This window comes from Clostridioides sp. ZZV15-6597 (assembly GCF_020657815.1).
Taxonomy (GTDB): domain Bacteria; phylum Bacillota; class Clostridia; order Peptostreptococcales; family Peptostreptococcaceae; genus Clostridioides.
This window is the reverse complement of the sequence record NZ_JAGWCT010000099.1, coordinates 1-14,857: the sequence shown is the minus strand read 5'-3', so window position 1 is coordinate 14,857 and position 14,857 is coordinate 1. Positions and strand designations below refer to the sequence as shown.

18 protein-coding genes and 1 pseudogene are annotated in these 14,857 nt (G+C 26.3%); 8 read left to right on the top strand and 11 right to left on the bottom strand.

Translation table 11 applies throughout. The annotated features are described in order from the left end of the window. Positions 1–83 precede the first annotated feature (83 nt). Genes KGF52_RS17020 through pcp form a run of 3 tightly spaced genes read left to right on the top strand, consistent with a single transcriptional unit; the run spans position 84 to position 2,365 of the window. The gene (locus KGF52_RS17020; RefSeq protein WP_227829694.1) at positions 84–749 is read left to right on the top strand and encodes a DUF969 domain-containing protein; all 666 of its coding nucleotides are present in this window, start codon (positions 84–86) and stop codon (positions 747–749) included. 21 nt (positions 750–770) lie between these two features. Beyond that, positions 771–1,703 (top strand): DUF979 domain-containing protein, encoded by a 933-nt coding sequence (locus tag KGF52_RS17015; RefSeq protein ID WP_227829695.1) that lies wholly within the window; start codon positions 771–773, stop codon positions 1,701–1,703. 20 nt (positions 1,704–1,723) lie between these two features. Next, positions 1,724–2,365 (top strand): pyroglutamyl-peptidase I, encoded by a 642-nt coding sequence (gene pcp / locus KGF52_RS17010; RefSeq protein WP_227840991.1) that lies wholly within the window; start codon positions 1,724–1,726, stop codon positions 2,363–2,365. 134 nt (positions 2,366–2,499) lie between these two features. Here pcp and KGF52_RS17005 read toward each other — a convergent pair whose 3' ends face one another. Beyond that, complete coding sequence (locus tag KGF52_RS17005) at positions 2,500–2,832, bottom strand: winged helix-turn-helix transcriptional regulator (RefSeq protein WP_227829697.1); 333 nt, start codon at positions 2,830–2,832, stop codon at positions 2,500–2,502. Positions 2,833–3,086: 254 nt separating this feature from the next. Between KGF52_RS17005 and KGF52_RS17000 the strand changes: the two genes are divergently transcribed. After that, a complete protein-coding gene (locus tag KGF52_RS17000; RefSeq protein ID WP_227840990.1) occupies positions 3,087–3,332 on the top strand; it encodes an NAD(P)H-dependent oxidoreductase in 246 nt (81 codons plus the stop codon). A 21-nt stretch (positions 3,333–3,353) separates the two neighbouring features. Then, positions 3,354–3,974: pseudogene (locus KGF52_RS16995) on the top strand (flavodoxin family protein). 169 nt (positions 3,975–4,143) lie between these two features. Here KGF52_RS16995 and KGF52_RS16990 read toward each other — a convergent pair. The 7 genes from KGF52_RS16990 to KGF52_RS16960 all read right to left on the bottom strand — a co-directional run bounded on the left by KGF52_RS16990 (position 4,144) and on the right by KGF52_RS16960 (position 10,864). Beyond that, the gene (locus KGF52_RS16990) at positions 4,144–4,416 is read right to left on the bottom strand and encodes a hypothetical protein (RefSeq protein ID WP_227840989.1); all 273 of its coding nucleotides are present in this window, start codon (positions 4,414–4,416) and stop codon (positions 4,144–4,146) included. Between the two features lie 665 nt (positions 4,417–5,081). Next, positions 5,082–5,903 (bottom strand): TraX family protein, encoded by an 822-nt coding sequence (locus tag KGF52_RS16985; RefSeq protein ID WP_227840988.1) that lies wholly within the window; start codon positions 5,901–5,903, stop codon positions 5,082–5,084. 10 nt (positions 5,904–5,913) lie between these two features. Next, positions 5,914–7,317, bottom strand: coding sequence for a sensor histidine kinase (locus KGF52_RS16980; protein WP_227840987.1), 1,404 nt, complete (start codon positions 7,315–7,317; stop codon positions 5,914–5,916). 3 nt (positions 7,318–7,320) lie between these two features. Then, the gene (locus KGF52_RS16975; protein ID WP_227840986.1) at positions 7,321–8,043 is read right to left on the bottom strand and encodes a response regulator transcription factor; all 723 of its coding nucleotides are present in this window, start codon (positions 8,041–8,043) and stop codon (positions 7,321–7,323) included. 118 nt (positions 8,044–8,161) lie between these two features. Continuing rightward, complete coding sequence (locus KGF52_RS16970) at positions 8,162–8,935, bottom strand: ABC transporter permease (RefSeq protein ID WP_227840985.1); 774 nt, start codon at positions 8,933–8,935, stop codon at positions 8,162–8,164. 5 nt (positions 8,936–8,940) lie between these two features. Next, the gene (locus KGF52_RS16965; protein ID WP_227840984.1) at positions 8,941–9,828 is read right to left on the bottom strand and encodes an ABC transporter ATP-binding protein; all 888 of its coding nucleotides are present in this window, start codon (positions 9,826–9,828) and stop codon (positions 8,941–8,943) included. Positions 9,829–9,841: 13 nt separating this feature from the next. Next, positions 9,842–10,864: a hypothetical protein gene (locus KGF52_RS16960; RefSeq protein WP_227840983.1), complete on the bottom strand. Its 1,023-nt coding sequence runs from the start codon at positions 10,862–10,864 to the stop codon at positions 9,842–9,844. Positions 10,865–11,093: 229 nt separating this feature from the next. Between KGF52_RS16960 and KGF52_RS16955 the strand changes: the two genes are divergently transcribed. The 3 genes from KGF52_RS16955 (at position 11,094) to KGF52_RS16945 (ending at position 13,185) form a co-directional block, all read left to right on the top strand. Continuing rightward, complete coding sequence (locus tag KGF52_RS16955; protein WP_227840982.1) at positions 11,094–11,342, top strand: hypothetical protein; 249 nt, start codon at positions 11,094–11,096, stop codon at positions 11,340–11,342. Positions 11,343–12,086: 744 nt separating this feature from the next. Beyond that, a complete protein-coding gene (locus KGF52_RS16950; protein WP_227433148.1) occupies positions 12,087–12,263 on the top strand; it encodes a hypothetical protein in 177 nt (58 codons plus the stop codon). Positions 12,264–12,984: 721 nt separating this feature from the next. Next, entirely contained in the window at positions 12,985–13,185 is a 201-nt protein-coding gene (locus KGF52_RS16945) for a cold-shock protein (protein ID WP_003423148.1), read from the top strand. Between the two features lie 290 nt (positions 13,186–13,475). On the opposite strand, the gene KGF52_RS16940 is transcribed toward KGF52_RS16945, so the two are convergent. The 3 genes from KGF52_RS16940 to KGF52_RS16930 all read right to left on the bottom strand — a co-directional run bounded on the left by KGF52_RS16940 (position 13,476) and on the right by KGF52_RS16930 (position 14,594). Beyond that, positions 13,476–14,048: a manganese catalase family protein gene (locus KGF52_RS16940; RefSeq protein ID WP_227840981.1), complete on the bottom strand. Its 573-nt coding sequence runs from the start codon at positions 14,046–14,048 to the stop codon at positions 13,476–13,478. A gap of 61 nt (positions 14,049–14,109) precedes the next feature. Further along, the gene (locus tag KGF52_RS16935; protein ID WP_227840992.1) at positions 14,110–14,373 is read right to left on the bottom strand and encodes a spore coat protein CotJB; all 264 of its coding nucleotides are present in this window, start codon (positions 14,371–14,373) and stop codon (positions 14,110–14,112) included. After that, positions 14,373–14,594, bottom strand: a complete 222-nt coding sequence (locus KGF52_RS16930) for a spore coat associated protein CotJA (protein ID WP_227840980.1) — start codon at positions 14,592–14,594, stop codon at positions 14,373–14,375. The genes KGF52_RS16935 and KGF52_RS16930 overlap by 1 nt, the downstream gene beginning before the upstream one ends. Positions 14,595–14,857: the final 263 nt, after the last annotated feature.

Below are 14,857 nucleotides of genomic sequence, written 5' to 3'. Positions count from 1 at the left end.
AACGTAAATACTATAAAAAGAGTTTAACTTTATTTATTTAGTAAAATCAAATCAAAATAGAAAAAATGGAAGGAGAATAATTGATGATAAAACTAATTGGTATATTAATAGTTGTGATTGGATTTATACTTAAAATTGATACATTATTTACTGTATTATTAGCAGGAATAGCAACAGGACTTGTAGCAGGATTAGATTTTAATCAAATCTTTACAATACTAGGAGATTCTTTTGTCTCAAATAGAGGTGTGTCATTGTTTATACTAACACTACCCGTAATTGGTGTTTTGGAAAGATATGGATTAAAACAAAGAGCAGTTTCTCTAATAGAAAAATTACAAAGACTCACAACAGGAAAAGTACTGAGTATATATATGTTTGCTAGACAAATAGCTGGAGCATTATCAATAAGAATGAGTGGACATCCTCAATTTGTAAGACCACTTGTTAATCCTATGGCACAAGCTGCTGGATTAAGCAACAGTGATGAATTAAAAGAATCAGACGAAGAAGCCATAAAAGCATTATCTGCTGCATCAGAAAACTATGGTAACTTCTATGGTCAAAACTTGTTTGCAGGTAGTAGTGGAGTTTTACTTATAGCATCTACTCTTACTCAATTTGGATATAATGTAACTGGAATTGAGATTGTAAAAGCTAATATTATTATGGCCGTAATAGCATTTATAGCTGCCACAATCCAATTTACTCTATATGATAAAAAATTAAATAAAAGTCATAAGAGATAGATTTATTTAGGAGGTATAAAAATGCAAAATTTTATAAACATATCGTTGGAAATTTTTTATGCATTAATGGGGCTTTTAATGATTGTCATAGCATACAGGTCTTTTACTACAATAGACAATAATAAAAAATATGGTACATCATTATTTTGGATACTAATATCACTACCATTTATATTTGGAAGATTAATTCCAGCTAATATAATAGGAATCATACTAATATTGTCTAGTTTATTAACACTTACTAAACAAGTCGTATTTGCAAGATACGAAGAACCAAATGAAAATTTTGGGAAAGAACAGGCAGACAAACTTAAAAATAAAATATTCATACCATCATTAATATTAGCTTTTGCAGCAGTAATTGTAGCTATGAGTCTTTCTAATTTTGATAACTCTTCACAGTTTGCAATAGGTGTAGGTTCAATAATCGCATTAATATCTGCTCTTATAATAACCAAATCAAAATCATCTACCTCAGTTCACGATGGTTCAAGATTACTTCAACAAATGGGACCAGCTAGTATGCTACCACAACTTTTAGTTGCATTAGGTGCTTTGTTTACTCAAGCTGGAGTTGGCGAAGTTATCTCAGGTATGATATCAGGAGTAGTTCCTACTGACAATAGATTATTTGGTGTTATAGCTTATGTATTAGGTATGGTTATATTTACTATGATAATGGGAAACGCATTTGCTGCATTTTCAGTCATAACAGCAGGAATTGGAATTCCTTTTGTATTGTCTCAAGGTGGAAATCCTGCTATAATTGGAGCATTAGCATTAACAGCAGGGTATTGTGGAACTCTACTTACTCCAATGGCTGCTAATTTTAATATAGTTCCAGCAGCTTTACTTGAATGTAAAAATGATTATGTTGTTATAAAGTATCAAGCACCAGTTGCTTTAATATTAATTGTAGCACACATATTAGTAATGTATTTTTTAGGATTTTAATATGAATAGGAGGTAAAATAATGAAAGTTTTATTAACAGGATTTGACCCATTTGGTGGAGAACCAATAAATCCAGCTCAAGAAGCTGTTGAAAGGGTCAAAGATAATATAAAGGGCTCAGAAATTATAAAAATAACTATACCAACAGTTATGACAAAATCTGTTGAAGCAATAGATAAAGCTATTCAAAAACACAACCCTGATATAGTAATATCAGTCGGACAAGCAGGAGGTAGATTTGATATTACACCTGAGAGAGTTGCTATAAATGTAGATGATTTTAGAATAAAAGATAATGAAGGAAATCAGGTTATAGACACTGTTATAAAGGAAGATGGTCAACCTGCATATTTTTCAAAATTACCTGTAAAAGCCATGGTAAAACATATGAATGAAAATAAAATTCCAGCTAGTGTCTCAAATACTGCAGGTACATTTGTTTGTAATCATGTAATGTATGGAATTCTCTACATGATAGATAAAAAATATCCTAATATAAGAGGAGGCTTCATACACATACCATATGTGACTTCACAAATAATAGATAAAAAGAATACACCATTTATGTCTTTAGAAGAAATAGTTAAAGGTTTGGAATTAGCCATAGAAGCTTGTATAATCCACAAAGATGATATAAAAGAAATTGGTGGTGAAATTTCATAATAAATATCTAAAATAAACTTTTTAAATTATAAATGAAAATATATATTTTTTTAAATATAGACTGTAAGTATATTTGTTTAAATTCAAACTTACCTACAGTCTTTTTATAATATGTACAATCTTCAAATATAAAATTAAATTCTATTCTGTTCTCCCCACTCACACATTGCATCTAAAATCTTAATCAGAGACTTCCCTCTCTTTGATAAACTGTATTCTACTTTAGGTGGTATTTGAGGATATTCAGTACGAATAATCAAATCATCTGCTTCCAATTCCTTTAATGATAAGCTCAGAGTCTTATAAGAAATAGTCTTTATATAACGTTTTAGTTCATTATATCTAACAACTTTAAATTCAGCAAGGCAATAAAGAATTACCATCTTGTATTTTCCATTAATCAGTGAAAGTGTATAACTAAACCCTGTTTCACTTAAATCTGCCTGTGAGATACAATCCATACCCATGTGCTACACTCTCCTTTAGGTTAGTATTGAACAAAAATGTGCGTACTTGTCTTTTAACTAATTTATAATAAAATTATAGTGTAAGAACAATTAAAAGTCAATTTGCTATAATACATATAAATCTTGCTTAAATACTAGTACTTTAGCATATTGTCAAATTTTTAATTCAATTACTCTTCAATTCAAGTTATAAAAAACTTATAACAAATGTACTTTCATATCACTGATAAATTTAATAATAGGAGGTGTTTTAAATGGGCAAAAAAATTATTGTTTTAAACGGAAGTCCAAGAACAAATGGAAATACATCTGTACTTATAGATTCATTTGTGTCAGGTGCTGAAGAATCTGAAAATACAGTTAAACGTTTTAATCTTCAACAAATGAATATACACCCTTGTCTGGTCGAGGTCTTAGCTGGTGGTGTCATGCAAATTGGAGATATTCATGAAAAACCTATTTTAGAAAAAGCAAAGACCCTTGGAATGTCTATTAAATAAAGTTTACTGGAGGAATTTCTAATGAAAGTTTTATTAATAAATGGTAGCCCAAACCAATACGGATGTACTTATACAGCATTAAATGAAGTTGCTAAAACATTAAATAAGCATGATATTGAAACCGAAATATTGTATTTAGGTAAAAAGCCAATACCAGGTTGTATCGCTTGCTCATCCTGCTTTCAAACTGGCAAATGTACTTGAAATGATAAGGTCAATGAGTTAGCGAAAGAACTAGATAATATTGATGGCATTATTGTTGGTTCTCCTGTATATTTTTCTGGTGCAAGTGGACAACTAACTTCATTTCTTGACCGCTTATTTTTTTCAGCTGGAAGTAAAATGGCAAAGAAACTTGGTGCATCAGTTGTATCATGTCGACGTGGTGGAGCAACTGCAACATTTGACCAACTAAATAAATATTTCTCAATTAGTAATATGCCTATTGTATCATCACAATACTGGAATCAGGTGCATGGTTTTACACCAGAGGACGTTATGAAAGATAAAGAGGGATTACAAACTATGAGAACTTTAGGTGAAAACATGGCATGGCTTCTTAAGTGCATTTCAGCTGGGCAAAAAACAGGAGTCAAAGACCCTCAATATGAAGAAAAAATTATGACTAACTTTATACAATAAATAATTGAGTTTTATTAATTGTTAATTTAAGATTAAAGTCATGCTTACTAAATAGAATAGCTCATATAAAACAGTGTAATAGCTAGCTAGTGGTTTTGATTTTATTTATATCAAAACCACTAGTTTATTATTTCATCTGTTTGAAACGATTAATTTCTGACGTGCTCAGTTATACCTTTCCATTTTCTTTTATAAAAATAGATTCCCCCAATAATCGCTGGAAATATAGTGGTTGTTTAGTCTCTCCAAATCCCCTAAGAATAGAACAAATTGAATTGTATCCAAATACAACTCCAGTACTTCCTAATACTTGACCAACAACAATCATGTCTACAATATTATAAAATGATTGCAATAAATTTATGAAAAATAATGGTATACTAAGTTTTACTAACTTTGTACACACATTACCAGTAGTTAAATCTTCTTCTATTCTTTTCATGATATAAATTTTCCTCTCTTTTTATAATTAAAATAAAAAAAGCAGTAAGTATTGTACTTTGATACAACCCCCTCGCTCTTACGCTTTAAATAATTTATATTGTTTTAATACTTAATAATAAATGACAATATAAAAAGGGCTATATACAAACATCGTATATAACCCTCAAAATAAACACTCTTATTCAATATTAGACAGCTTAAATAAGTATAGATAACTATACTAAAAATTTGTCCACTCAATGATTAATTAGCATCATATTTTTGATTAAGCTCCACACAATGTTTTATAATATTTAACTGTGTAGAGCTATAATCAATACAAATTTTACCAAAAATTATATAAAACATTGTTTTCACCCTCTCAAAATAAAATTGATAACATATTATAAATTTTAATAATGTTATTAGTTTATTCTAAATCTTTAATATTCTATTATCAATACTATCATTATTTATTAAAACAAACTCAACTTATAAAGTCCATTTAATTTATCTAATATTTTTTAAAGATATAATTTATATATTAAATTACCTTTGACTATACTAAAATCACGACTTTATAGTATAATTAATCCTGTTATAATTTTTTACAAAGAAACAGCACACTTCATTCTGAAATATAGAAAAATATTAATAACCATACTTATCAATGCCTTCTATATTTTAGATTTTTATCAAATACACTCCTAAAATATACAATATATATATATGTATTGGATAGTATAAATAAAACAAATATTTCATACTCTTACCTTTTTCTCCATTATAAAGTAACATAAAAGGAAGGGAAGCAATCATCATCCATTGGTAATTTTCTAGAAGAGATTTCTTCAAGCTATAATCTCCTCCTGCCATAGCTACAAATATAAATATACACATCAAGACATAACAAATAATTAAACTAAACTTCTTTCCTCTACATAAATAAAAAATAATCCCCAGTACAATTAAAATTGGTCCTCCTTCTACTAAAAATGGTACTGGTACGAAAAACATAATAAACATAAGTACTTTATTCGCTGAGCCAAAAAGTAAAGTTAATATAACAATTCCTAAAATTATAGGAACACTTATCATCAATAGCCCTCTCACAAGATACTTTTTTTCTTTTTCTTCTCTAAATTTTTTTATAAATTCTATAGCCTCTAAATAAATTACTATCAAAAATAATGTTGCAAAAATATTATTCATAATTATTGAACCTTCTGGATTTGGGAAAGTAGTATTAATTATTTGATTTCCTATTGCCATAATGATAGACCCTACATATAATCTAGCAATATACTTCTTTCTATTGCTTGTATGGCAAAACCCTTCTACTACCATAAACATAAACAATGGTGCTGATATTCTACCTAACCAATGAAACCAAACTGGTATATGCATTGTTTGTGGCATAAAAGCTGCGATATGGTCAAATGTCATAAATGTCAGTGCTAATATTTTAATAGTAAACCCATTGAAACCTTTTTTAAGAAAATCCATACCATACCTCCTACTTCTGATTTATTTTTATGACGACCTCTGTTCCTATTCCTATTTCACTACTTACATAAATACTACCTTTATGAATCTCTATTATCTCTTTAGAAATAGCCATTCCAAGACCAGAGCCTTTATGTAATTCACCTGTATTAGTACCTCTATAATATTTTTCAAAAATATGCTTTAAATCATTTTTACTTATTCCAACTCCGCTATCCTTTATTATAATTTCTATAGTATCTTTTTTTACTATTTCTATTTTTATCAGAGTTTCTTCTTTATTATGCACTATTGAATTAAATATAAGATTTGTTATAGCTCTTCTAAATAAAATTGAATCTACATATACTTCAATTAAATCTTCATAACTTACAAACTCAATATTCCTATTTTTATATCTATTGTCATTTAAAATATCTATTATTATATTCCTAACCAAACTAACTAAATTTATTTTTTTCTTATTCAAAACTAAGCTGTTATTTTTTAATCGAGTTGATAAATTTAAATCATCAACCAAATTTTTTATATACTTGGACTTATTATATATAATTTCTGTATATTCTCGTAATTCCTCTTCCACAAATTCATAATCTTTATCATTGATTATCTCTGCATATCCTTGTATAGAAGCCAGTGGAGTATTTATATCATGTGTTATATTAGCTAACCATTCCTCTCGCATCTCTTCATTTTCTTTTCTCTCTGCTTCGTTTATCCTCAATGTATCAGCCAACATATTGATATTTTCAAAAACGTCTTCATATATTCCTCTGTCTTTAAGATATAGACTATAATTTCCGTTAGCCATAGTTTCAATGCTCCATATTACATTCGATATTGGCTTTGTAAGTTTTATACTAAATAAGTATCCTATGCTTAAAGCTACAATCCCATCAATTACCAATGTTAAAGTAATAATTTTATTTAAGATTGCTTTAGCATTATCTTGAGAATAAGTTAAAATTATTCTCGATACATCTCTACTAGGCATACCTATTATTATATTTAGATGTTTGTTGTCTAAATATTTTTCTAAAACAAAATTAGTATACTCTGTTTCTATATATTTGTAGTTATTAACCATTTGAAAAGGAGTATATTTTTTTGGAGTATTTGTTGGCACATTTACTCCATACAATTCTTCTCCTAAATCATTTAAAACTTGTACCCAAGAATGTGATTTTTTTAATTTATCAATGCCAGCTTTTGATAGCTTGAACTCTCCATTTTTTTCATATAACTCTTTTTTAAAAGAACGAGCAAACTCTTCAGGACTGTTTTTAGAACCTACAACATTTAAAAAATTATTAGTCGAAATTACATATAAAATAGACACAATATTTATAATGACCACTGATATAACTACAAATACGATTGTAAACATAAAGTTTCTAGTAATCTTCCATTTCATATTCTAATCTTCCTTTACTGCTAATTTATATCCAAGTCCTTTTATTGTAAGTATATATTCCGGCTTTGAAGGATTATCTTCTAATTTTTCTCTAATCTTTCTAATATGAACCATTATAGTATTGTCAAATCCAATATAATCTTCACCCCATACTTTATCCCATAATTTTTCTTTACTTATAATTTGATTTTGATTGTGTGCAAATAGAGATAATATTTTTAATTCTTTTGCAGATAATGCAATGGACTTACTATCTTTTATGAGTTCTGCTCTACTTTCATTTAATTTATATGGACCAAATGATATAATCTTTTCTTTATTATCCGAGTTTATACTTTCATTTTGCTCTTCATTAAAATAGTTTAGTCTTCTTAGATGAGCTTTTGCTCTAAAAGCGACTTCTTTAGGACTAAAAGGCTTTGTAACATAATCATCTCCTCCAATTGCTAGACCAAGTAATTTATCTAACTCTTCCGTCTTAGCTGATAAAAATATGATTGGCACATTAGAGGTTTTTCTTATTTCTTTGCAAATATCATACCCTTCACCATCTGGCAACATAATATCCAAAATGATTAAGTCGGGATTAGATTTTTTAAATATTTCCAATCCTTCTTTTCTTGTTTTTGCAGTGTACACATTGTTAAGACCTTCTTTTTTAAATACAGTTTCTAAAAGCTTTAAAATTTCTACTTCATCATCTATTACTAAAATGCTATTTTCCATAAATAACCTCCTATGATAATTTATCTATATATTAACATATATCTTTTCTAAAATTCATTTATATTATTTTAAATCAAATCAATATATAAACAAAATCATTGTTCTTTTTTATTCTTAATTAAAATCTTTTACTTGATGTAAAATTTTTATATGTTATTTTAGTTAATATTATTATCAATATGACTGAGATTAATATAGATAAACCTATTAAAGTATTTGGTGCATTATACTTAATAATTTGTTGACTCATCATAATCCAGTTTGGAGTAATAGAAACAAATTTTATAGCATTGTCTGGTATAAAACCTGTAATAAAATATGGAATAGCCATAATTAAGCCTCCTAATATGAAAGGTATTACAGCTGATTTAAATATTGAAGAAAGTGCTAGTCCTATTTGTGCAAATATAAAAGAGCCAAAAATAACTGATACTATAACAATCAAGTACATTTGTATTACTGTAAGATTTAAATTGCTATTACTAAAATACCATAAGCTTTTAATTGGTTCATTCAAATTTTTAAATCCAAAAAAACTAAATCCTCTGATACCAACCAATAACACAAAAGAAATATTAATCATGGACAAAGCCAATCCATTAGCTATTATTTTTGATACTACTACTGATTTTTTCCCATTTTTAGTTGTATTTATTAGACCTGTCATATTAGAATCATATTCTTTTGTATAGTTTCCAGAGGTTATTATAAATATTATCAACCCTATTAAAGGTATAGAACCCTCTATCTTATAGAATATATCTGCATATGTGTCAAAAACATTAAATTTTCTAATCAATACAAACCCAAATAACAGTAAAAATATCCAAAGTATCCAAACACTCTTTGATTTTAAGACTTTTATTATTTCTGCTTTAACTAAATTTATCATATTTGTTATATCTCCTTTGCATCTTCTAAATCAAAATAAAGCATATATACATCCTCAAATTTTGCTTGAACTAGTTGTGCATTAGGTTCATTTGGAGTATTTTCTGACACAACTCTAAGTACTATTGAGTTAACATCACTTTGAATACTTATAACTTTATATTTGGATTGAATCTCCTCAATATCACACTCATTTTCAACTTGAATATTATAAACTTTATTTTGCATATGATTTAATATTTCTTTATGTGTTCCTTTCATAAGAAGTTTACCATTTTTAATCATTATTGTTTCTTTGGCAACTGATTCTATATCTGAAATTATATGAGTAGACAGAATTATTATCTTATCTCTTGATATTTTTGCTATTAGATTTCTAAACCTTGCTCTTTCTTGTGGGTCAAGGCCTGCTGTTGGTTCATCAAGTACTATTATTTTAGGATTATTTAATAAAACTTGTGCTATTCCAACTCTTCTTTTCATACCTCCAGAGAATTTTCCTATAGCCTTATTTCTGACCTCATAAAGACCTACTAACTCTAACAATTCATCTATCCTACAATTTAAATTTCTACCTTTTAGACCTTTCAATGCCCCTATATATTGTAAAAATTGTCTAGCTGTAAAGTTTTTATATACTCCAAATTCTTGTGGTAAATATCCCAAAATATTTCTATAATCATCATCCATATTAAATATATCCTTACCATTGTAAAATATTTGGCCACTCTCAGGTCTTATTAGTGTGGTTATTTGTTTCATTAGAGTGGATTTTCCTGCTCCATTTGGTCCTAAAAGACCATAAACTCCATTTTCTAATGTAATTGTAATTTTATCATTTGTTACTTTTTTTCCATATATCTTTGAAATATTTTTAACTTCTAATTTATTCATTTTAATTCCCCTTTTATCTATTTATATACTTTGACTTTATTACTGAAAAACACAAGGTCATTACACCTACAAATATTACTCCTAAAAATCCTATTGATAGATTGACAATATCTACATTCATTTTAAATATTCTAATATTACCTAAATAATTTCCTATTATTTTATTAAAACCAAATATTAAATCATAGTAATTTACTGTTGAAATAATTGAAAGCAATCCTTTAGGCAATATGTGAACTACTGATATCACTTTAGCTACAGCTATACTTAAAATAAGAAAACCTACTGATGATATTGAAGATTTACTAATAAAAGAACCTAACATAGCTATCATTGCCCATCCTTCAAACATTAAAATATCTATAGCTATATTTGATATTGCATAATTGCTTATATTTGAATTTGATTTCAATGTAGCTATATTATCTACTATCCTAAACGATTCTAAGTCGCCGTTAATTGGTAATCCTTGTTGTATACAGGTTATAATAAATACACATGCTAAATAAACAGCATAAACTACTAATGGTATAAATATAGCAATAACTATTTTAGATTTTAATGCCTTTTTCTTCTCTTTTGATGATAGTATAATATCTTTTACCGAAGAAATTACTTCATCCGTATAAAGATTTGATACAATTATGATTATGATAATCAACATACCTATATTTATAAGTGAATTTGTAGCTCTATAATTAAATACCTTCCAAAAACCAACATTTTTATATTCATTGACATTTAGATTATCGAGTTTTTCTTTTGACATGGATTTAATCTTTTTAGAAAATTCATCACTATTCGTTTGATTTGAAAGTTGTTTTAAAATATTAAGTTTTTTTTGAAATTTATCATTAGCTATATCTATTCCATTCCTTGTATCTTCTATACGACCTTTTCTCTCATCAATATAATAATCTTCTGTTTCTAAAACAGGTTTAACAAATATACTGATTAATAATATGAATATTAATATCCCTAAAGATATCAACAGGCTCTTAGATTTAATCAATTTCTTTATTTCCCAACTTATCAATATACATTTCCTCCTAAGTTTTTTTAATTGCTTTTTATCTATATACATAATAAAACTTAAATCTTATATCAATATAATTCTAACCTTAAATAAAACTTAAATTATTTAAATTATGTGTTTAGTTTTATTTGCTACTTATTTTTATTGTAATTTTTTAGTTTACATTTTTTATAATAAACTTGCTATACTTTTATTAATAAGATTAAATCTAAAATAAGTTGGTGATTGTATGAAAAGTATAAATATTTATACCAAATTAAAAATAATCTTCTTAATATCTATGGCTATGTTTGTTATTGGAGCAGCATTTATCTTTTTTATAGAAAATTATATAATATCAATTATTTTTGTACTTGTTGGTATTTTTATTGATTGGAAATTTTATCGTTGCCCAAATTGTAATCATTATTTAAATTCAAGAATGGAACTTGTAAAGGATATCACTTATTGCCCATATTGCGGAAAAATTATCAAATAGTGATTTAAATTGCATTTTATATTTAATAAAGAAATTTTATTATTTATAATCAGGATATTACATATAAATAATTAAGGTTTAACCGAATTTAATTGCATTTGTTTTATTTATTTTTATAAAAGAATATATATATGCTATAGGTATACTCTTATCTTTTTTGTTGTATCTTAAAATTTTTTAGCATAATAAAAAAGATATAAAGAACTATCTACAAGTTCTTTATATCTTTTAAATATCTATAAGTAAAGCAATTAATTTTTACATCCTCTTTAAAATATCTCTTTTAAAGTTCTTACTAACAGTAACAGTAAATTTTATTTTTTATCTTATTGTTGATTTTAATATTCCAACATCTCACTTTATTTATTCTTACATTCATTTTAATAATATATCACTGAATACTTTTTTATGTTTATTCTCTACTTTAAATTTAATTAATTCGAATATATAAGCCTTTAAGTCAATGCACCCATGTAAACCTTATCAGTTTATTGTTGTAGTTTATTCTTCAAAAAATAAATATAATTTTATAATATTTTTTAATCTAAAACAAGCATGTTGAATAATAAATCATATTCTAGTATTATTAACTTGTAGAATAAAAACTAAATTGGTAAAACTAGAAAAATTTAGTAATAAAAGTTATAGTGATAAGTACTAAAAAATTCTTTGTAAGTTATGTTAGCAAGTTAGCACATATATAGTTTTTTTATTTTTACTAAAGTTTTTAGGGGGATGGATAATATGTTTATTGGAGAAATAGACAGATGTACACATATATTAACTGCTTATATCAGTAGTTCATATGATTATTGTAATTTTATAGATACACAATTAGATGATTTTATATCAGAATATGGAGAAACTGTAGTTGAATCTTGTTTATATCAAGTTTTATTGTTGGTAAGTAGATATAATTAAAATTAAGTTTCATTTTCTAGAAAAACCTTTTTAGATTTTCTACCTTAAATAACTATATAGTTTTTTTATACTTTGTAAGTAACTATAACTTCTTTTAAAGTAAAGATGTATTGGGAGTACATCTTTACTTTTTCATTATATAATTTAAAAGTGTATACTATAAAACAAAACAACTAATACAAATTACACCTTTTATATTCTCTTGAAACACATGAATCATTCTATACACAGATTCTACAATCTCATCAAATATGAATCTATTTACTACTCCAAATTTTATCTATCTATAACGCAAATCATATTTATAAAATATCCCCCTATTGTACTTAAATCATATATAAAGTAACATCAATATTTAGAATATTCAATATCAATTGCGTAACTGGTCAATAAAAACGTATAACTAGACAAAATTCTTATATTTTCTTTATGTTTATTTATTGTTTTTTCGAATACGTCTATTTACAATCTATCTGAAACAATTTCTTTATTTGTATTTTATTTTATTAAACTAGTAATGGTGACAAAAATAATTTGCCATCTAATTTTTCATAGAATAATAAAACTCTTAAATCTATTTGTAGGATTAATAATAAGCAGAAATGTTAATTAAAAAATATAATTGAGTAGACATTCCTATTAATCTATGATATAATAATATCTATGGTAATACATAATTAAATCAAGTATATCTTGATACAGGTTAATAGGAGTATTTTTAATGAATAATGGAATAGTGAAATGGTTTAATAATGAAAAAGGATTTGGTTTTATATCAATGGAAAGTGGAGATGATGTATTTGCTCATTTCTCAGCTATACAAACTTCAGGATTTAAATCATTAGAAGAAGGTCAAAAAGTAAGCTTTGATATAGTTAAAGGTGCTAGAGGTCCTCAAGCAGAAAATATAACTATATTATAATATATAGATTTTTCGGGAAAGACTCTTTTTAGGGTCTTTTTTTATTGATAATTTATAGAATACAATTATTGATGAAATAAATAGTACTGTTTGTAGAAATGAAAAAATCACTTTCTATAAAAGAGAATACTATTCATAATTAACTTTGTTATATATCATATTCTAATATATGTTATAATAATTTTATTTTTATATCTCCATCTTACTAATATTTGGAATTGTTAAGACTTCTAAAATATTAGAGATAAAGAAATCAATTTAATCCTTTATCTCTAATATTTATTATTTTATTAGAATTGATGTTTATATTCTGTAAACTCGTAAACATCCATTAGTGCTTCACCAAATCTTTGGTAATGTACTACTTCTCTTTCTCCTAAAAATCTTAATATATCTTTCAAATCAACGTCATCAGTTAAATTTATCAACTGATAATAAGTTGCTAATGCTTTTTGTTCAGCGGCCATATCCTCATGTAAGTCAGTTACAGCATCACCAAATACATTAATATAACTTGTAGTAAAGTTTACTCCATTGGAATCTACTGGTTGAAGACCATGTCCAAAAGTAGCATAATTAGCTCCAAGTCCAGCAGCTTTAAGTTCTTCTGGAGTGCAGTCACTCATTAACTGATATAGTATTGAAGATATTATTTCAACATGAGCCATTTCTTCTGTACCTATATCAGTTAAAAGCGCACGAGATTTTCCAGTTGGCATAGTGTATCTTTGCTGAATATATCTAGTTGCAGCTGCCAGCTCACCATTAGGACCTCCCAACTGAGTCATTATATACTTTGCCATTCTAGGGTCTGCTTGTCTTATGTTAACTGGATGTTCCAGTGTTTTTTGATAAATCCACATATTATTTTACTCCTCCTTAATATATATTTAATAGTAAATCTAATTTTAATACTGTATAATTTTATTTATAAAATGACTTATCCCATGGCCAAGGTTCTGATATCCATGACCAAGAATATTCACTTGATTCATACCCAAAATTAGTTAGTGCCCCATACTTAGACTCATAATCACACACAGCTTGTGTAAATTTATTGCAGTATCTATTGTATAAATCAAGAGCTTTCTTATCTCTCGGATTGTTATCTAAATATAAATTTAATTCTATACAAGCAAATTGATATTCTGAAATTCTCTCTAAAAGCTCTTTTCTATTTAATGTCATTAACACATGCTACCCCCTTTTTTAGCTCTAACTCTATTTTTAGGATTTGCATATAGCCAATCATTATAGTTATTTGACTCTATCAAATCCAACTCAGGAAACAAAGTACCTCTTCTTAATGCTTTTTTGGGATTGTATGTGTCATTATAAATTTGACGATTAATGTATGGTCTAGCAAATTCACAATAATAATCTTGTTTATCATCTTTTAAATATTCCATTAATTGTCCTCCTTAATTTTTTGAATTTTAAAATAGAATGATTTTTAATAATATAATCTCTATTTAGTATATAATATTTATTTTTTAGAAAAAATGTGACTAAATTCCACATAAAAATGTAATAACAGACTTTTTTCTTTAAATTAATATTAATGTCAATTTATATAATTATATATTTCATGTGCAATTTTAATAATTATTATAAAAACAAATACATCACTTTCATAGAGATTGTTGACAAACCCTAGAATAATAGCTGATAC